Annotated in this window: 15 protein-coding genes and 1 tRNA gene; 3 read left to right on the forward strand and 13 right to left on the reverse strand. The window is 72.3% G+C overall.

Annotated elements, in window-relative coordinates; all coding sequences use genetic code 11:
* Nucleotides 1–9: 9 nt before the first annotated feature.
* From ACFV7Q_RS19435 to ACFV7Q_RS19460, 6 genes are all read right to left on the reverse strand, one after another.
* Nucleotides 10–82 (reverse strand) — tRNA-Ala (locus ACFV7Q_RS19435).
* Between the two features lie 122 nt (nucleotides 83–204).
* On the reverse strand, nucleotides 205–849 hold the full coding sequence (locus tag ACFV7Q_RS19440; protein WP_385429907.1) for a histidine phosphatase family protein: 645 nt from the start codon (nucleotides 847–849) through the stop codon (nucleotides 205–207).
* 11 nt (nucleotides 850–860) lie between these two features.
* The gene (rsfS, locus tag ACFV7Q_RS19445; RefSeq protein WP_360622294.1) at nucleotides 861–1304 is read right to left on the reverse strand and encodes a ribosome silencing factor; all 444 of its coding nucleotides are present in this window, start codon (nucleotides 1302–1304) and stop codon (nucleotides 861–863) included.
* A 132-nt stretch (nucleotides 1305–1436) separates the two neighbouring features.
* Nucleotides 1437–3158: an LCP family protein gene (locus ACFV7Q_RS19450; RefSeq protein WP_385429909.1), complete on the reverse strand. Its 1722-nt coding sequence runs from the start codon at nucleotides 3156–3158 to the stop codon at nucleotides 1437–1439.
* 26 nt (nucleotides 3159–3184) lie between these two features.
* The gene (gene nadD, locus ACFV7Q_RS19455) at nucleotides 3185–3802 is read right to left on the reverse strand and encodes a nicotinate-nucleotide adenylyltransferase (RefSeq protein WP_360622290.1); all 618 of its coding nucleotides are present in this window, start codon (nucleotides 3800–3802) and stop codon (nucleotides 3185–3187) included.
* Nucleotides 3803–3881: 79 nt separating this feature from the next.
* Complete coding sequence (locus tag ACFV7Q_RS19460) at nucleotides 3882–4049, reverse strand: hypothetical protein (RefSeq protein ID WP_385429911.1); 168 nt, start codon at nucleotides 4047–4049, stop codon at nucleotides 3882–3884.
* Nucleotides 4050–4190: 141 nt separating this feature from the next.
* On the opposite strand from ACFV7Q_RS19460, the gene ACFV7Q_RS19465 reads away from it, so the two are divergent.
* The gene (locus tag ACFV7Q_RS19465) at nucleotides 4191–5261 is read left to right on the forward strand and encodes a M48 family metallopeptidase (RefSeq protein ID WP_385429912.1); all 1071 of its coding nucleotides are present in this window, start codon (nucleotides 4191–4193) and stop codon (nucleotides 5259–5261) included.
* Here ACFV7Q_RS19465 and ACFV7Q_RS19470 read toward each other — a convergent pair.
* The 7 genes from ACFV7Q_RS19470 to ACFV7Q_RS19500 all read right to left on the reverse strand — a co-directional run bounded on the left by ACFV7Q_RS19470 (nucleotide 5245) and on the right by ACFV7Q_RS19500 (nucleotide 13130).
* Nucleotides 5245–6414, reverse strand: a complete 1170-nt coding sequence (locus ACFV7Q_RS19470; RefSeq protein ID WP_385429913.1) for a hypothetical protein — start codon at nucleotides 6412–6414, stop codon at nucleotides 5245–5247. The two genes, ACFV7Q_RS19465 and ACFV7Q_RS19470, sit on opposite strands and share 17 nt — an antisense overlap.
* Before the next feature lie 70 nt (nucleotides 6415–6484).
* On the reverse strand, nucleotides 6485–7033 hold the full coding sequence (locus tag ACFV7Q_RS19475; RefSeq protein ID WP_385429914.1) for a hypothetical protein: 549 nt from the start codon (nucleotides 7031–7033) through the stop codon (nucleotides 6485–6487).
* 77 nt (nucleotides 7034–7110) lie between these two features.
* On the reverse strand, nucleotides 7111–8388 hold the full coding sequence (locus ACFV7Q_RS19480) for a glutamate-5-semialdehyde dehydrogenase (RefSeq protein WP_385429916.1): 1278 nt from the start codon (nucleotides 8386–8388) through the stop codon (nucleotides 7111–7113).
* A gap of 1531 nt (nucleotides 8389–9919) precedes the next feature.
* Complete coding sequence (locus ACFV7Q_RS19485; protein WP_385429954.1) at nucleotides 9920–10315, reverse strand: hypothetical protein; 396 nt, start codon at nucleotides 10313–10315, stop codon at nucleotides 9920–9922.
* Between the two features lie 93 nt (nucleotides 10316–10408).
* Entirely contained in the window at nucleotides 10409–11536 is a 1128-nt protein-coding gene (proB, locus tag ACFV7Q_RS19490) for a glutamate 5-kinase (protein ID WP_385429918.1), read from the reverse strand.
* A gap of 90 nt (nucleotides 11537–11626) precedes the next feature.
* Entirely contained in the window at nucleotides 11627–12076 is a 450-nt protein-coding gene (locus ACFV7Q_RS19495) for a GtrA family protein (protein ID WP_385429920.1), read from the reverse strand.
* A gap of 4 nt (nucleotides 12077–12080) precedes the next feature.
* The gene (locus ACFV7Q_RS19500; RefSeq protein ID WP_385429922.1) at nucleotides 12081–13130 is read right to left on the reverse strand and encodes a glycosyltransferase family 2 protein; all 1050 of its coding nucleotides are present in this window, start codon (nucleotides 13128–13130) and stop codon (nucleotides 12081–12083) included.
* Between the two features lie 157 nt (nucleotides 13131–13287).
* Here ACFV7Q_RS19500 and ACFV7Q_RS19505 point away from each other — a divergent pair, with 157 nt between their 5' ends.
* A complete protein-coding gene (locus ACFV7Q_RS19505) occupies nucleotides 13288–16167 on the forward strand; it encodes a CDP-glycerol glycerophosphotransferase family protein (RefSeq protein WP_385429923.1) in 2880 nt (959 codons plus the stop codon).
* Complete coding sequence (locus ACFV7Q_RS19510) at nucleotides 16164–17366, forward strand: glycosyltransferase (RefSeq protein WP_385429925.1); 1203 nt, start codon at nucleotides 16164–16166, stop codon at nucleotides 17364–17366. The genes ACFV7Q_RS19505 and ACFV7Q_RS19510 overlap by 4 nt, the downstream gene beginning before the upstream one ends.
* The last annotated feature ends 70 nt before the right edge of the window (nucleotides 17367–17436 follow it).

Genomic DNA, 17436 nt, shown 5'->3' on the forward strand with positions numbered 1-17436 from the left:
TCCTGATTGTGGAGCTAAGGAGAATTGAACTCCTGACCTCTTGCATGCCATGCAAGCGCTCTACCAACTGAGCTATAGCCCCGCTCTCCGCCTCGCTCCCCCGTTTCCGGTGTTCCGCGCTGCGAACAAGAAGAACTCTAGCCTGTGACCGGCCCGAAAGTGAAATCCGGGCCCTGGCGGCCTCCGGACGGGTCCGGCAGCGGCTCAGTCGTCGTCGCCGAGCACCGGTTCCGGCAGGGTGCCGGCGTTGTGCTCCAGCAGGCGCCAGCCGCGGGCGCCCTCGCCCAGGACGGACCAGCAGCAGTTGGAGAGCCCGCCCAGGCTCTCCCAGTCGTGCGCGGCCAGACCGAGCAGCCGGCCGATCGTCGTACGGATCGTGCCGCCGTGGCTGACCACGACGAGCGTGCCGTTCTGCGGCAGCCGTCCGGCGTGCTCCAGCACCACCGGGGCGGCCCGGTCGGCGACCTCGGTCTCCAGCTCGCCGCCGCCGCGGCGGACGGGCTCGCCGCGCTTCCACGCGGCGTACTGCTCGCCGTGCTTCTCCAGGATCTCGTCGTGCGTGAGGCCCTGCCACTCGCCGGCGTACGTCTCGCGCAGCGCGGAGTGCCGCGCCACGCTCAGCCCCGTGACGGCCGCCAGCTCGGCGGCCGTGGCGGCAGCCCGCTGGAGGTCGGAGGCCACGATGGCGTCCGGCTTCAGGAAGGCGAGCAGCCGGGCGGCGCGGCGCGCCTGCGCCACACCGGTCTCGGTCAGCGGGATGTCCGTGGAACCCTGGAAGCGGCGCTCCAGATTCCAGGAGGTCTGGCCGTGGCGCCACAGGACGATCTTCCGGCCGGGACGGGCGGCCACGGGGCTCGTGCTCAGAACAGATCACCGTCCAGGTCGTCGCCCTGCGCCTCGCGCAGCTTCGCGTACTCCTCGGCCTTGCCCTTGGTGAGCTTGGCGTCCTCGGGCAGCTCGATCTCGGGGCAGTCCTTCCACAGGCGCTCCAGCGCGTAGAAGACCCGCTCCTCACTGTGCTGGACGTGGACGACGATGTCGACGTAGTCGAGCAGGATCCAGCGGGCGTCGCGGTCGCCCTCACGGCGCACCGGCTTGGCGCCGAGCTCCTTGAGCAGCCGCTCCTCGATCTCGTCGACGATCGACTTGACCTGGCGGTCGTTGGGCGCCGAGGCGAGCAGGAAGGCGTCGGTGATCGACAGCACGTCGCTGACGTCGTACGCGATGATGTCGTGCGCGAGCCGGTCGGCCGCCGCCTGGGCGGCGGTGGTGATGAGCTCGATGGAGCGGTCCGTGGCGGTCACTGGCCATGCTTTCGGGTTGGCGGGCAGATCCCTACAAGGGTCTCATGTACCGCCGACGCGACCCGCGCGGAATATCGGCCACGGGCGGCGGCCCCGCGGGGGCACGGCCCGAGGGCGTGCCCCCGGGCCCGGTCAGGACGGCTCGTAGTCCTTGCCCAGGGTCACCACGACGTCGGCGTTCACCGTGTTCTCGCCCTTCTTGACCACCGTCTCGGGCAGTCCCAGCGTCTTGGCCACCTCGACGGCCTTCTCGCGCTGCGCGTCGTCCTGGTACGTGATCTGCGTGGCCGAGCGGGTCGCGGCGGCCTTGCCGCCCTCGACGAACGTGTAGCCGCCGTTGATCAGCGCGGCCTTGGCCGCCGTCTGAGCCTTCTCGTCGCCGGTGGCGTCCCGCAGGCCGACGCGCGGGGCGGTGCCCGCCTGGGCGGCCGTGAAGCTGCCGCCGAGCACCTCCTTGACCACGTTCTTGTTGGCGTCGTCGGTGAGGGTGCCGTCCGGCTTCACGCCGAGCACGTCGGTGCGGTACGCGGAGGGGCCCTCCTTGGCGTGTTCGCCCAGCTTGGACAGCATGGCGCCGAGGGTCTGGGCGTTCAGGGAGGGGTCGAGGATCTGGCCCATGCTCTCGACCGTGAGCGTCGCCGACTTCGGATCGCCGGGGATCTTGCGGAGGGTGCCGTACAGCACCTTGCCGAGCCGCTCCAGTTGCTCGGCCTCCGGCTCGTTCTGCGCGCGGTGGGTGGCGTACGCGACGGCCATGGCACCGCTGAGGTGCTGCTTCGTGCCCTGGGCGACGGCGGGGGCCTTCACGGCGTCGTCGGCCGGGACAGCAGTGTCGGTGTCGACCTCGATGCCGCCGACCAGCTCGACCAGGTTCTCCAGGAACGGGGTGTCCAGGCGCCAGGTGCCGCCGATGCGGGTGCCGAGCACCGAGTCGAGGGACTCGCGCACGCCGAGACCGCCCTCCTCGACGGTCTTGCCGAGCGGGATGCCCGTGCCGTCGTCCCTGGGGACGCCGAGGGCGTTGGGCAGCAGGACCGTGGCGCCCTTCTGCGTCGTCACGTTGTCGACGAGCAGGGCGGTGGAGGTGCCGCCCTTCTTGGTGTTGTGGACGTGCACGACGATCATGTCGCGCTCCTGCGGCCCGGCGACGGCCGCGCCGCCCTCCTTGCGGCCGGGGCCGTCGAGGAAGGGCAGCTTGCCCGCGTACCAGAGGTAGCCGGCGCCACCGAGGACGAACAGGGCGAGGACGACGATCAGGGCGACCACCCGGTTGCGGCCGCGGCGACGGGCCTCCTCGCGGCGCTCGGTGCGGCTCTCGGTGAACTTGAGCCAGTCGATGACGTCCTCGGACTCCTCGTCCGGCTGGTCGATGAAGGCGAACTGCTCGGTGCGGTAGTCGGGGCCGCTGTCCGCGCTGTCGGCGCTGTCGGCCCGGCGCGGCTCGGGGATCTGCGGGGTCCGGGGCTGTTGCGGGGCGGCCGCGGGGGCGGCGGGCTCCCGATGGACCTGCTGGGGGATCCACTGCTGGGCCTGGAGGGTCGGCTGCGCCTGAGCCTGCGGTGCCTGAGCCTGCGGGGCCTGGCCGGGCTCATAGCCGCCGTACCCGCCGTAGCCGCCGTCCTGGGGGGCGGCCTGCGGCTGCTGCTCGTAGTACTGCTGCTGCCCGCCGTGGGACGCGCCGCCGTAGTCGTAGCCGTAGTCGTAGGGCCGGCCGTACGCGTCGTACTGCGGGGCCTGCGGTGCGGCGGGCGGTTCGGGCGCCCGGCCGTACACGGGCCGCCCGTACCCGTCGTAGCCGATGAGCTGTTGCTCCTGGGAGGCGTACGGGTCGTACGGCTGCTGTCGATCGTTCACCGCGGGCCCCTATCTGTTCCGGAAGCTCAGGCTCCCCGATACAGCTCACGCTTGTCGATGTAGCGCACCACACCGTCGGGCACCAGATACCAGACCGGGTCCCCCTGGGCCACCCGGGTACGGCAGTCCGTGGACGAGATCGCCAGCGCGGGCACCTCGACGAGGGAGACCCCGCCCTCCGGCAGTCCGTCGTCGGTGAGCACGTGGCCCGGCCGGGTGACCCCGATGAAGTGGGCGAGGGAGAAGAGTTCGTCGGCGTTCCGCCAGGTCAGGATCTGCGCGAGGGCGTCGGCACCGGTGATGAAGAACAGGTCCGCGTCCGGGTTGAGCGCGCTGAGGTCCCGCAGGGTGTCGATCGTGTACGTCGGCCCGCCGCGGTCGATGTCGATGCGACTCACCGAGAACTGCGGGTTCGAAGCCGTTGCGATGACCGTCATCAGATAGCGGTCCTCGGCGGGGGACACGGCCCGCTGCGACTTCTGCCACGGCTGGCCGGTCGGTACGAACACCACCTCGTCGAGGTGGAAAAGGGCGGCCACCTCGCTGGCGGCCACCAGGTGTCCGTGATGGATCGGGTCGAACGTCCCGCCCATCACGCCGAGCCGGCGCTTGACCGGACCGGTAGGCATTTCCTGCTCTCCCATGAGCGCAGAGCCTACTGGCCCGGCGGAGCGGTGCGGGCTCGCATTCGAGCGCGTGCGCGAGCGCGGGCGCGGGCGCGGCTCAGCGGTCGCGGTTCAGGCGCGTCGTCACCCAGAGCATCAGCAGCAGGATGAGGAGCGCGCCGCCGCCGGTGACGTACGGGTTCAGGCTTTCGTGGTTGCCGCCGTGCTGCTCGGCCCCCTCCGAGGCGAGGAGAACCAGGGAGTGGGCGGTGGACGTGAGGCTCATCAGGCAGATACCTATCGAGTCGGGGAGCGGGCGGAGACTTCGCTCACATCGTATGCGGGGGCCTGGGGCACGCTCGCGCCGACTCAGGCGTTGGAGAGGATAGACGCAAGTGAAGAGCTGGCCGATCAAGGGGGAGGCGTCATGAGCGGGACGGTTTTCGAGAAGGTACCGGCGCGGGACCGCAGGAGGTTCCCCGGAATCTCCTCGCGGGCGTACGAACACCCGGCGGACCGGTCCGCACTGGTGGCGCTGCGCAAGCTGAGCGGGTTCGACACGGTGTTCAAGGCCCTGAGCGGCCTGCTGCCGGAGCGCAGCCTGCGGCTGCTGTTCCTGTCGGAGTCGGTGCGGGTGGGCGAGACGCAGTTCCCGCACCTGTACGAGATGCTGCGCGACGCGTGCTACATCCTGGACCTGGAGAAGGTCCCGCAGATGTACGTGCAGCAGGACCCGAAGCCGAATGCGATGTGCATCGGGCTGGACGAGCCGATCATCGTGGTGACCACGGCCCTGGTGGAGCTGCTGGACGAGGAGGAGATGCGGGCGGTCGTGGGCCACGAGGTGGGCCACGCGCTGTCGGGCCACGCCGTGTACCGCACGGTGCTGCTGTTCCTGACGAACCTGGCACTGAAGGTGGCGTGGATCCCGCTGGGCAACGTGGCGATCACGGCGATCGTGACCGCGCTGCGGGAGTGGTTCCGCAAGTCGGAGCTGTCGGCGGACCGGGCGGGCCTGTTGGTCGGCCAGGACGTGCACGCCTCGATGCGCGGGCTGATGAAGATCGCGGGCGGTAACCACCTGCACGAGATGAACGTGGACTCCTTCCTGGCCCAGGCCGAGGAGTACGAAGAGAGCGGCGACCTGCGGGACTCCGTGTTGAAGATCCTCAACATGCTGCCGCGGACGCACCCCTTCACCACCGTCCGGGCGGCCGAGCTGAAGAAGTGGTCGGAGAGCCGGGACTTCCAGCGGATCATGGACGGCCACTACCCGCGGCGGGAGGAGGACAAGGACGCCTCGGTCACGGACTCCTTCCGGCAGTCGGCCGCGCACTACGCGGACTCGGTGCGCACCAGCAAGGATCCCCTGTTCAAGCTGGTGGGCGACATCGCCGGCGGGACGGCCGACCTGGGCGGGCGGCTGCGCGACAGGTTCACCGGGGCGAACGGCTCCGGCGCCGGGGGGCAGGACGGGGGCACTACCCCCCGGGACTGACGGGGGCCGTCGCCGTCGCCGCCGGGGCCAGGACGCCGCAGAGGCCGGTGCTGCGCCGCGGATGGCCGCTGGCGTACGGGTCGCTGGCGGCGGGGCCGACCGTGGTCGGCCCGGCTCCGGCCGGCAGCGGGCGGAAGCCCTCGGCGGGCTCGGTGGAGCAGGACTGGGGTCCGGCCATGACGTAGGCCGAGACCAGTTCCGTCCGCCGGGTCGCGAGGTCCTCGCGGTCGAAGCGCAGCCGCAGTTCGCGGCGGACGGTGAAGAGCGAGGCCCCGTCGGCGGCGGCCGGTTCGCCGGTGGCGGGCCGTACGGCGTACACGAAGGTGTGGTCGGTGGTCACCTCCAGCACCTCCGGGGAGAGCTCTTCGAAGGCGAGGCTTCCGCTCACCCGGACGCGGGAGTCGGCGACGACGGCCGTGGCGGGGTCGAAGCGGACCAGCCAGCCGGTGGCCGCGTGCCGCCCGTCGCCGGAGGGCGAGGTCATGCTGCGGTCGAACTGGTCCAGCTGGTCGGGGTCGACGAGTACGCGTACCGGCCGGGTGGCGGTGCCGGCCAGCACGTCCGGGTCGAGGGAGGACTGCACCAGGTAGTCCTTGGCGATGGACAGGGCCGTGACGACCTGCCCGTCGGTGAAGTGCCGGGTGCGGCGCACGGCGGGCATGGTGATCCCGGCTGCCCCGACGCGGTAGTCGGCCGCCGGGCTCTTCGCGAACAGGTCCACGGGCCGTCCGCCGGGCACCGCAACGGTGGGGGCCAGCGGGACGACCGTGCTGGTCAGCGACTCGGTCCTGGTGTCGGGCACGGGGGCGGCGGGATCGCGCAGGCCCAGATAGACGGCTGAGGCGAAGGCGAGGGCGATGAGCAGCACGAGCAGCAGCCCCTGCCGGGCGCTCCGGCTCGGGGCGCCGTTCCCGGGACGGGCGGAGCCGCCGCCGGACCACAGGGAGCGGCTGCGTACGGCGCGGGCGTGCTCGCCCATCCGCTCCTGGGCGGAGAACTCTTGGAGGCGGGCCGCCCGGACGAAGTCGTCGTCGAACACCACGGACCGGTACTCGTACTCGTAGTCGTCCCGCCGGAACTCCCGCCGGAACTCCTCGTCGCCCCCGCCGATGCCGTCGGGGGTGCCGTCGGGTGGATCTGCTGGCACGGCCATTGCTTCTCCCGCTGTTCCCGCTTCAGAGAAGCCCCCGGCTCCGGTGAACTTCGGGAGTGGGGTCGTACCTTCAGGGTTGGCGGCCGGCGGGGTCCATAAACGCCCCGACGCCGCTGACTTCCTTCAGCGGGGTGCTTGCGGGTGCGGGAGCGGGCTCGGACTCGCCCGAGGCGCTGCGGTAGACGGCGCTGAAGGCGAGGGCGACCATGCCGAGGCCCATCACGACGGCGAGTACCCAGGCGACCGGCCGCAGCCACGGCGAGCGGCCGCGGTAGGGGCGGAGGCTGCCGCCGTAGGCCCCGTACGGTGCGTCGGGGTGGCCTGGGCCGTAGCCGTACTCCCAGGCGGGGTCGTCCGGGCCGGCGGGGCGGCCGTAGCCGTAGCCGTCGGGGTCCTCGTCGGAGGTCCAGCCGCCGGGCAGGGCGCGGGTGGCCTCGGCCTCGGCGCGGGCCCGGTGGTCGGCGGCGCGCTGGCGTTCCAGCGCGCTGGGTTCATGGATTTCGGCCCTCCGGACGAAGTCCTCGTCGAACACCACGGAGGCGAAGTCGAAATCCGCGCCTCCGCGGTCGTCGTCGGGCTCCCCGTTGTCCGGGTACTTGCCCCCCACGTCGTCCGGCACGGGACCAGCGTAGACCTGGGGGGCTGCTTTGGGCAGGCTGTCCGCCGAAATCCGGCCACACGGAGTTCAGCAGGCGGCTACCGGACGTGACCGTCGCCGGTGACGATGTACTTGGTGGAGGTGAGCTCGGGGAGGCCCATCGGGCCGCGGGCGTGCAGCTTCTGGGTGGAGATCCCGATTTCGGCGCCGAATCCGAACTGGCCACCGTCCGTGAACCGGGTCGATGCATTCACGGCGACGGTGGTCGAGTCGACCAGCTGGGTGAACCGGCGGGCGGCGGCCTGCGAGGTGGTGACGATCGCCTCGGTGTGGCCGGAGGTCCAGCGGCGGATGTGGGCGACGGCGGCGTCGAGGGAGTCCACGACGGCGGCGGCGATGTCGTAGGAGAGGTACTCGGCCTCCCAGTCCTCGTCGGTGGCACGCAGCGCGGTCACCTTGGAGTCGCGGGCGGCTTCGAGGACGCGGTCGTCGCCGTGGACGGTGACGCCGGCCTCGGCGAGCGCGTCGAGGGCGAGCGGCAGGAAGGCGTCCGCGATGTCGCGGTGGACGAGGAGCGTCTCGGCGGCGTTGCAGACGGAGGGCCGCTGGGCCTTGGAGTTGACCAGGATGTCCACGGCCACGGCGAGGTCGGCCTGCGCGTCGACGTAGACGTGGCAGTTGCCGGTACCGGTCTCGATGACCGGGACGGTGGACTCCTCGACCACGGTCTTGATGAGGGAGGCGCCGCCGCGCGGGATCAGGACGTCGACGAGGCCGCGGGCGCGCATCAGCTCGCGGACGGAGTCGCGGGACTCGCCGGGGACGAGCTGGATCGCGTCGGCGGGCAAGCCGGTGCTCTCCACGGCGTCGCGGAGGATCCCGACGAGGGCGGTGTTGGAGGCGTACGCCGAGGAGCTGCCGCGCAGCAGGACCGCGTTGCCGGACTTCAGGCAGAGGGCGGCAGCGTCGACGGTGACGTTGGGACGGGCCTCGTAGATGATGCCGACGACGCCGAGCGGGACGCGGACCTGGCGCAGGTCGATGCCGTTGGGGAGGGTCGAGCCTCGGACGACCTCGCCGACGGGGTCGGGGAGGGCGGCGACGTCGCGCACGTCGGAGGCGATGGCGCGGACCCGCTCCGGGGTGAGGGTGAGGCGGTCGATGACCGTCTCGCTGGTGCCGGCGGCGCGGGCCTTGTCGGTGTCTACGGCGTTGGCGGCGACGATCTCGTCCGTACGGGCCTCCAGCGCGTCGGCGATGGCCAGGAGCGCGGTGTCCTTGGCGGACCGCGGGAGGGGGGCGAGGTCCGCGGCGGCGGTGCGGGCGCGGTGCGCGGTGGCGAGGACGGGGGAGGTCGTGGCATCGAGCGAGGTCATGCCGCCAGGGTAATCCCCGCCCCTCCCGCTCCCCCGCCCCTTTCCACCCCCCGAGACGGTTCGGCTGACGCCCGCCGGGGTCCTGGCCGGTCGCCCCGGCGGGGAGGGCTCGCCCGTCGCCCGGAGCCACCTTGCGGCCGCCGCCCCCGCCGTCGGCGGGCCGGGTCCCGGCCGCGCGGCCGGCACCGCACACCTGGCCCCGGGCGACCCGGCCGCCCCGGGCCTCGGGCTGCCCCGGACGGCGGGGCCGCCACGCGCCGGCGAAAGGCCGGACCGGCCCCGACCAGGGCGGGGTCGAGGCCGGGGCCGGGGGCCCGACCGGGCCGGGGTCGAGGCCGGGGCCGGGGGCCCGACCGGGGCGGGGTCGAGGCCGGGGCCGGGGGCCCGACCGGGCCGAGGTCGAGGCCGGGGCCGGGGGCCCGACCGGGCCGAGGTCGAGGCCGGGGCCGGGGGCCCGACCGGGCCGAGGTCGAGGCCGGGGCCGGGGCCCGACCGGGGCCGGGGCCCGACCGGGGCCGGGGCCGGGGGCCCGAAGCCATGGTCGACTGCCGGCGGCCAGGACCGGGCCCGGGCCGCTGCGCGGAGCTTCTCCCCGCCCCGCCCTTTCACCGTTTCCCGGGCTCCGCCCGGACCCGCGGCACTGGGCTCCGCCCCTGAGCCCGGTGGGCCCGCCTCGGAAGGAAGGTAGGGGCCGGGCGTCGCGAGGCCGGGCTCCGACAGGGCCGAGGCCCGGGCTCGACGCGGTCCAGGAACACGGGGTTCTGCTCCCGGGGCGCGCAGCGCGGGAGTCCGCCACCGAGGCACACCCGGGAGCGGAGCCCGGGCGCACCGGGCCCGGCTCCGGCCTTGTGCGCTGCGCCCCGACCGCGAAGGAGTCGGCTCACGCCGTCAGCCGCGCGGCGCCGGGCCGTCCGGCGCGCCCCGGCGTCGGCTTCGGCCGTGCGCCCGAGCGGCCCCTGGCGGTTGCGGAGGCGCAGGTGGCGGCCTACCAGGCCGGCCGGCCGTGTGGCGGCCGTGTGCGGGCCCGCGCCGGCCGACTGCTCCGGGGTCCGGGCGGAGCCCGGGAAACGGCGAAAGGGCGGGGCGGGGAGATGCACCGCGCAGCGGACCCGTGCTCCGGCCCCGCAGCCGAAGCACCGCGCCCGGCCCGACCGCACCCCGCACCGAGTCCGGGCGCGCGGGCGCCGGCCCCTCGCCCTACCGGGGCCGACGCTTGCCCGACCCAAGGCACGGCTGAAAAACCGAGACCAGACCCGGAAACCGAAGCCAGGCCCAGGAACCGAAGCCGCGCCCGGGACCAAAACCGGGCCCGGAAACCGAGCCGGGCCCAGAAACCGAGGCCGGGGACCGCGCCCGGGACCAAAACCAGGCCCGGAAACCGAGCCGGCCCCGGGAACCGAGGCCGGGACCGGAAACCGAGGCCGGGACCGGAAACCGAGGCCGGGGACCGGGACGGGGGCCAGGGCCGGGAACCGCGGCCGGGGCCGCGCCTGGCTGGTCGGGGGCGGGCGGCCGGGGCCGGGGCGCCGGGTCAGTACGGGTGGACGCCTACCGGGTGGGCCGGTGGTGGTCCGTAGCCTTCTGCGACGCGGAGGTGGTACGTCGCGCGGTCGATGACCTCCAGCCCGACGATCTCCCACGGCGGGAGCTGCGCCGAGGAGCGGTGCTCACCCCACAGGCGGAGCGCAACGGCAGCCGCGTCGTGGAGGTCGCGCGCCTCCTCCCAGTACCGGATCTCGGCGTGGTCATCGGCGTATCTGCTGGTCAGTAGGAAGGGATGGTCGTGGGCCAGCTGCTCCAGCCCGCGCCGCACCTCCGACAGCGGCGCCGGCTTGCCGGAGACGCTCAGGGTGACGTGCCAGAGGCGGGAGGGTTCGTCGCGTTCGTCCCCGCCGCCGTTGATGCTGGTCAGCGCTCGTCTCACCAGCCGCCTCCTGTCTGCACCGCTTCTTGCCGCCGGCGTGTCCGCCCCTCACAGTTGACCAGTCCCGGGCCCGCCGCGCGGCGGTTTTGCCGAACCTCAGCCCTGGAGCAGGACCAGATCGTCCCGGTGGACGACCTCGCGTTCGTACTCGGGTCCGAGCTCGCGGGCCAGCTCGCGCGTGGAGCGGCCGAGGAGCTGCGGGAGTTCCTTCGCGTCGAAGTTGACCAGGCCCCGGGCCACGGGGCGGCCGTCGGGCGCCCGCAGTTCGACCGGGTCCCCGGCGACGAACTCGCCCTCGACGGCGGCGATCCCGGCGGGCAGCAGGGAGCTGCCGCGCTCGGTGACCGCGGCCACGGCGCCCGCGTCGAGGACGAGGTGCCCCTGCGGGGTCGACGCGTGCTGGAGCCACAGCAGCCGGTCCGCGGAGCGGCGGCCGGTGGCGTGGAAGAAGGTGCCGGTGGTGCGCCCGGCGAGGGCGTCGGCGGCCTGGCTCGCCGAGGTGAGGACGACCGGGATGCCGGCCGCGGCGGCGATCCGCGCCGCCTCGACCTTGGTGACCATGCCGCCGGTACCGACACCGGCCTTGCCCGCGCTGCCGATCGAGACGTGCGCGATGTCGGCCGGGCCGCGCACCTCGTCGATGCGGGTGGTGCCGGGGAGCGAGGGGTCGCCGTCGTACAGGCCGTCCACGTCGGAGAGGAGGACGAGCAGGTCCGCCCGGACGAGGTGGGCGACGAGGGCCGCGAGACGGTCGTTGTCGCCGAAGCGGATCTCGTCCGTGGCAACGGTGTCGTTCTCGTTGACGACGGGCAGGGCCCCCATGGCCAGCAGCTGGTCGAGGGTCCGGTAGGCGTTGCGGTAGTGGGCGCGCCGGCTGGTGTCGTCGGTGGTCAGCAGGACCTGGCCGACGCGGACCGCGTACCGGGCGAAGGAGGCGGTGTAGCGGGCGACGAGCAGGCCCTGTCCGACGCTGGCGGCGGCCTGCTGGCGGGCCAGGTCGGTGGGGCGTCGGCGCAGGCCGAGCGGGGAGAGGCCGGCGGCGATGGCGCCGCTGGAGACGAGGACGATCTCCTTCTCGCCGCCGCTGCGCGCCTTGGCCAGTACGTCGACCAGGGCGTCCACCCGGTCCGCGTCGAGCCCGCCGGCCGCGGTGGTCAGGGACGAGGAGCCGACCTTGACCACGATCCTGCGGGCGTCCACGACACCTTGCCTAGCCGCTGACACGTCTGTCCCCTTGCCCCTTGCCGTGCTGGCACGCCTTGTACGTCTGCCACCTCAATCTACGGGGTGGGCGTGGATGGCCGCGCACCGGTTTCAGACCCTGGACGACCCGGAGGAGCTCGGCTTCTCGGACGTCCGCTCGGGCGCGGGGGCTTCCCCGGTCCGGTTCCGGCCGCCCGGGACGAGGATCTTGCGGGAGAGCAGGAAGGTGAAGGGGATGGCGACGACGGCGGCGACGAGCGGCGCGATCCGGGTGTCCATGCCGGCCCAGGTGACGAGGGCGTACAGGCCGACGGACTGGATGACGTAGTTGGTGACGTTCGTCAGCGGGAAGAGGAGGAACTTCTTCCAGGTCGGCCGGGTCCGGTAGGTGAAGTAGGTGTTCATGAAGAACGAGCCGACCATCGCCAACAGGAAGGCGAGGGTGTAGGCGAGGAAGTACGGCATCCACGGGTGCAGGAGCAGGTAGATGCCGAAGAAGGTGCCGGTGTTGACGGCCCCGACGAGGCCGAAGCGGAAGATCTGGCCGAGCTGCTCCTTCATGGCTTCAGCGGGCCTCGTTCTCGGCCGGGACGGTGGCCCGGGACCCCGACAGGCCGCCTCGCTCGCGCTCGCCCGGCGCCGCGGGCCCGGCGGGCTCCGCGCGGACCGCGGCGGGCCGGGCCTGCGGGTCGGCGCCGTGCGCCTCCTTGACGAGGAAGTGCGGGCGGCGCTTGGTCTCGTAGTAGATGCGCCCGATGTATTCGCCGATCAACCCCAGCATGATCATTTGGACACCGCCGATGCCGACGATGATCGCCACGAGGGTGACGTAGCCGGGGACGTCGACCCCCTTGGTCATGGCCATGACCGCGATCCACACCGCGTACAGGGCGGTCAGCGCGACCAGCGAGACACCCGCCCAGATTCCGACGCGCAGCGGGCGGTTGTTGAAGGAGATCAGCCCGTCCATGGCGTAGTTCAGCAGCGAGCCGAACTTCCATTTGGTCTCGCCGGCCTCGCGCTGGGCGTTGCGGTAGTCGAAGTGGACGGTGTCGAAGCCGATCCAGGAGAAGAGGCCCTTGGAGAACCGGTTGTACTCCGGCAGCGACAGCAGCGCGTCCACCGCCGGCCGCGACAGCAGCCGGAAGTCGCCCACGCCGTCGGTGAGCTCGACGTCGACCCACCGGTTGACCCCGCGGTAGTACAGGCGGCTGAGCGCGGAGCGGACCTTCTTGTCGCCCTCGCGGGTGCGGCGGGCGATGATCTGGTCGTGGCCCTGCCGGTAGTAGTCGAGCATGGTCGCGATCAGCTCCGGCGGGTGCTGGAGGTCGGCATCCATGATCACGACGGCGTCGCCGGTGGCCTCGCGCAGGCCGGCGAGCATGCCGGCCTCCTTGCCGAAGTTGCGGCTGAAGGAGACGTACCGGGTGTGGTCCCCGTGCTCGGCGGCGATCTTGCGTAGCTTTTCGAGGGTGCCGTCGCGGCTGCCGTCGTCGACGTAACAGACCTCGTACGCGACGGGCAGGGCGTCCAGGACCCTGCGGATCTCCGCATCGAAGCTGTCGATCACGGCTTCTTCGTTGTAGCAGGGGACAACTACGGACAGCTTCGTCATGAACACTTCCTGCGGAGTCCGAACGGGTGATTGTCGGCGACCGGACCCGCCACTCACCTCTTCCTCAGAAGTATGCACGCCGGGGCTGGCAGGCCGGATCCGAGCGCCGCACACGGTAGCTTTGACGGGTTAAGCGGAATGGAACGAAGGGATCGAGGTGCACGTGCCTGACGTCTCCGTGGTCGTCATCGTCTACAACGACGCAGAGCGCCTGCCGACAGCCGTCCGGTCGGTTCTGGACCAGACCCTGCACGGGGTCGAAGTCGTGATCGTGGACGACTGCAGCCAGGACCGGTCGTTCGCGGTCGCCCAGGAGCTCGAAGCGGCGCACCCCGGACGGGTGCGTGCCTTGCGGCTGCCCGAGAACAGCGGCGGCTGCGGAGCCCCCCGCAACCACGGCATCCAGCAGGCGACCGGCACGTACGTGATGTTCCTGGACAGCGACGACGTGCTGGAACGAAACGCCTGCCGGAACATGCTGGACGCCGCCGAGCGGACCGGCTCCGACCTGGTCTCCGGCATGTGCGTGCGCGTACACCTCGACAACCGCTGGGGCAAGACCACCGAGTGGTACCCGTGGATCTACTCGCGCACCCGCACCCTGGAGTCGATCACCGAGGACCCCGACCTCCTGGTGTACGACACCCTCTCCACGAACAAGTGCTACCGCCGCGCGTTCCTGCTGGAGCAGGGCCTGGAGTTCCCGGTCGGCATCCACTACGAGGACCTCCTCTTCTCCGCGCAGGCGTACGTCGCCGCCCGCCGCATCACGCTGATCCCCAACCACGTCTACTACTGGAACGTGGTCGAGAAGGCCGCGACCAAGTCGATCAGCAACCGCCGCCACGAGATCGCGAACTTCGTCCACCGGATGGAGATCCACCGCCGCGTCGACGAACTGTTGGCCGCCAAGGGCTTCACCGAGATCAAGACGGCCAAGGACGCCAAGTTCCTCAAGCACGACCTGGTGCTCCACCTGCGCGACCTGCCGCTGCTCGGCGACACGTACCGCCAGGAGTTCGCCCGTCTGGCCAACGGCTACCTGGCCGGCATCGACCCGGCCGCCTACGACAACGTCACGCACCTCCAGGCGATCTGCGCCTACCTCCTGGGCAAGGAGGACTGGGACAACCTGCTCCCGGCCGCCGACGCCATGACCAACAAGGGCCGCCTGACCTCGCCGCTCGCCGAGCGCGACGGGCGCGTCTACTGGTGCGCCGCGCACATCGACGACCCCGCCGACGCCGAGGCCCGCCGGATACTGGACGTCACGGAGCAGGGCTTCCACACCACCCCGCTCTCCTCCCTCGTCCTCGGCAACCGCCTCACCTCGTACGAGGACGACGGCCGCGGCAGCGTCACCCTGGCCGGCTCCGTCGTGAACCCGCTGGGCCGGATCGCACCGGAAGCGGAACTCAAGGCCAGCCTGGAGTTCCGGGCCCGCCGCCAGGTCGGCGTACGCTCCTTCAGCTTCCCGGTGGAATCCGTTCGGCACGCCGGTGACACGATCGAGTGGCGGGCCACCGCCGACATCGGCAGCACCGTGCGCCCCCTCGGCATCATCGACGCCGTTTGGGACGTCCGGCTGAAGCTGACCGCCGGCGGCACCCGCCTCACCACCCGCGTCTCGGTCGGCGGCGTCGACCTGGAGTCGGCGGCGCGGCTGCGCGTGCGCCCGCGGCTGACCCGGCTGGTCTCCGACCGCTTCGAGCCCGAGGTGACCAAGAAGGGCAACCTCTCCTACGTCCTGACCGCGCAGGGCCCCGCCGCCGTCCGCACCCAGGCCCTGATCAGCGGCGCCATGCACGGCAGAACCGCCGGCGTGGTCAAGAAGACCCTGCGCCGGGCCCTGCGCGCCCGCCGGAACCTCGGCTCGGGCGAGCAGAAGGTGAAGGTCTACCACGAGGTCTTCTCGAAGCTGCCGATCAAGAAGGGCACGGTCGTCTTCGAGAGCCACATGGGCAAGCAGTACAGCGACAGCCCGAAGGCGATCTACGAGGAGATGGTCCGCCAGGGCGTCGCCTTCGAGGCGGTCTGGTCGTACGCGGGTGCCAAGCCCACCGGCTTCCCCAAGGAGGCCACCCTGGTCAAGCGCTGGAGCTGGCCCTACCTGCGGGCCCTGGCCCAGGCCGAGTTCTGGATCGACAACCAGGGCTTCCCGCTGGCGCTCACCAAGCGCCCGGGCACGACGTACATCCAGACCTGGCACGGCTCCGCCCTCAAGCGGATGGGCTTCCACGAGCCCCGCACGAAGGCCCAGGGACGCGCCGCACAGGACCGCTTCCAAGCCGCCGTCAACCGCTTCGACCACTTCCTGGTCCGCTCCGAGCACGACGTGCGCACCCTGGCCAAGGGCTTTCGGCTGCGCGACGAGGTGCTGCTGCGCACCGGCTACCCGCGCAACGACGCCCTCGTCGAGGCGCACCGCGCCGAGACCCAGAGCGGGGAGCGGGTCCGTGGACCGCTCGCAGCGGAACTGGGCATCGACCCCGGGCGGAAGGTCCTGCTGTACGCCCCCACGTTCCGGGCGAACGCGGACGGCGCCGTGGAGGGCTTCGAGTTCCCCTTCGACGTGGAGGAGTTCGCCGACCGGCTCGGCGACCGCTTCACGCTGCTGGTGCGCACCCACTACCTCAACAGCGTCTCCTTGCCGCCGTCCGTCGCGGGCCGGGTCATCGACGTGTCCGGGCACCACGACATCACCCCGCTGCTGGCGCTCGCCGACGGGCTGATCACCGACTACTCGTCCGTGATGTTCGACTACGCGGTCCTGGACCGGCCGATGCTGTTCTTCGCGTACGACTACGACAGCTACGCGGGCGACATCCGCGGCACGTACTTCGACCTGAAGGAGAAGGCCCCGGGCCCGGTCGTGGCCACGGCCGACGAACTCTTCCAGGCCATCGCCGCCTTCGACGAGGCGGACGCCAAGTACGCGGAGGCGCGCCAGCGCTTCCTCACCGAGTTCGGCGAGTACGACCGCGGGGACGCGGCCCGCCAGATCGTCGAGAAGTTCTTCACCAGGAGCGGCAAGTGAGCCAGCAGACCGCCGAGGCAGCCGGGACCGCAGCGGCCACCGAAAAGGCCGGCGGCCGTGACGTCTTCATCGTCTCCAACAGCGTCGACGAGCTCGGCGGCGTGACCACCTGGTCGCACCAGATGGCCCGGCTCTTCACCGACCGCGGCCACCGCGTGCACCTCGTCGGCATCGCACCGGTCGCCGAGGAGATCCGGCAGAAGCTGCCGCAGGACCTGCCGTACGCGATGACCACCCTGTACGACACCCACCCGCCCAAGGCTCGCCGCCTGCGCGGCATCAAGGGGCGCCTCAACGCCCCCGAGCGGCGCCGCCAGGCCGCTCGGCGGGCCCTGATGCGGGCCAAGGCGGAGGAGCTCAGCGCCCTGCTGCGCACGGCCCGCCCCGGCGGCGTCGTCATCGTCACCCAGGTCTGGGCGATGGAGTGGGTCGCGCTCGCCGACACCAAGGGGCTCACCGTCATCGGCATGAGCCACGAGTCCTACGAGGCCAGCCAGAAGTCCACCCGCGGGGACCGGGTCCGCCGCCACTACCGCGAGGTCGACCGGCTGCTGGTGCTGACCCCGGAGGACGCGGACCTGTGGATCCGCTCCGGCATGGAGAACGTCTCCAGCATGCCGAACCCGCTGCCGTTCATGCCGGACTCCCCCGCCCCGCGCGAGGGGAAGGTCGTGGCGAGCGTCGGCCGCCTCGCGTTCGAGAAGGGCGTGGACCTGCTGCTCGACGCCTGGGCGGAGGCCGCCCCGCAGCACCCCGACTGGGTCCTGAGGATCTACGGGGCGGGCGTGGAGGAGCCCACGCTGCGGGCCCACTGCACCGCGCTCGGGATCGACGACTCGGTGGAGTGGATGGGCAGCACGGACGACGTGCTGGGCGCGCTGCGCGGGGCATCGGTCTTCGCGCAGGCCTCCCGGGCCGAAGGCTTCCCGATCACCCTGCTGGAGGCGATGGCGGCGGGCGTGCCGGTCGCCGCGTTCGACTGCGCGCCGGGCGTCCGCGAGATCGTCTCGCACGGCGAAGACGGACTGCTGGCCCGGCTGGGCAACACCATGGAGCTGGCCGGGCACCTGCGCGTGCTCATGGCGGACCGGGAGCTGCGCGACCGGCTCGGCGACCGGGCGTTCCGGTCCGTGCAGCGGTTCTCCGGCGCCGAGATCACCGACCGGTGGGAGGAGCTGTTCGCGTTCCTGGAACGCTGACGGCCCCGGCCGGACGCCGGACGGTACGGACGATTCCGCCCGCCCCCATAGCGTAGGGGGGCGGGGGGCT

The organism is Streptomyces sp. NPDC059851, from assembly GCF_042732005.1.
Classification (GTDB): Bacteria; Actinomycetota; Actinomycetes; order Streptomycetales; family Streptomycetaceae; genus Streptomyces.

What these genes read in the sequence shown, in the direction of transcription:
- ACFV7Q_RS19470 (WP_385429913.1), bottom strand. Translation starts at nt 6,414, where the DNA reads ATGGCCGTGCCAGCAGATCCACCCGACGGCACCCCCGACGGCATCGGC.
- ACFV7Q_RS19500 (WP_385429922.1), bottom strand. Translation starts at nt 13,130, where the DNA reads ATGACGAAGCTGTCCGTAGTTGTCCCCTGCTACAACGAAGAAGCCGTG.
- ACFV7Q_RS19465 (WP_385429912.1), top strand. Translation starts at nt 4,191, where the DNA reads ATGAGCGGGACGGTTTTCGAGAAGGTACCGGCGCGGGACCGCAGGAGG.
- ACFV7Q_RS19460 (WP_385429911.1), bottom strand. Translation starts at nt 4,049, where the DNA reads ATGAGCCTCACGTCCACCGCCCACTCCCTGGTTCTCCTCGCCTCGGAG.
- ACFV7Q_RS19480 (WP_385429916.1), bottom strand. Translation starts at nt 8,388, where the DNA reads ATGACCTCGCTCGATGCCACGACCTCCCCCGTCCTCGCCACCGCGCAC.
- nadD (WP_360622290.1), bottom strand. Translation starts at nt 3,802, where the DNA reads ATGGGAGAGCAGGAAATGCCTACCGGTCCGGTCAAGCGCCGGCTCGGC.
- ACFV7Q_RS19495 (WP_385429920.1), bottom strand. Translation starts at nt 12,076, where the DNA reads ATGAAGGAGCAGCTCGGCCAGATCTTCCGCTTCGGCCTCGTCGGGGCC.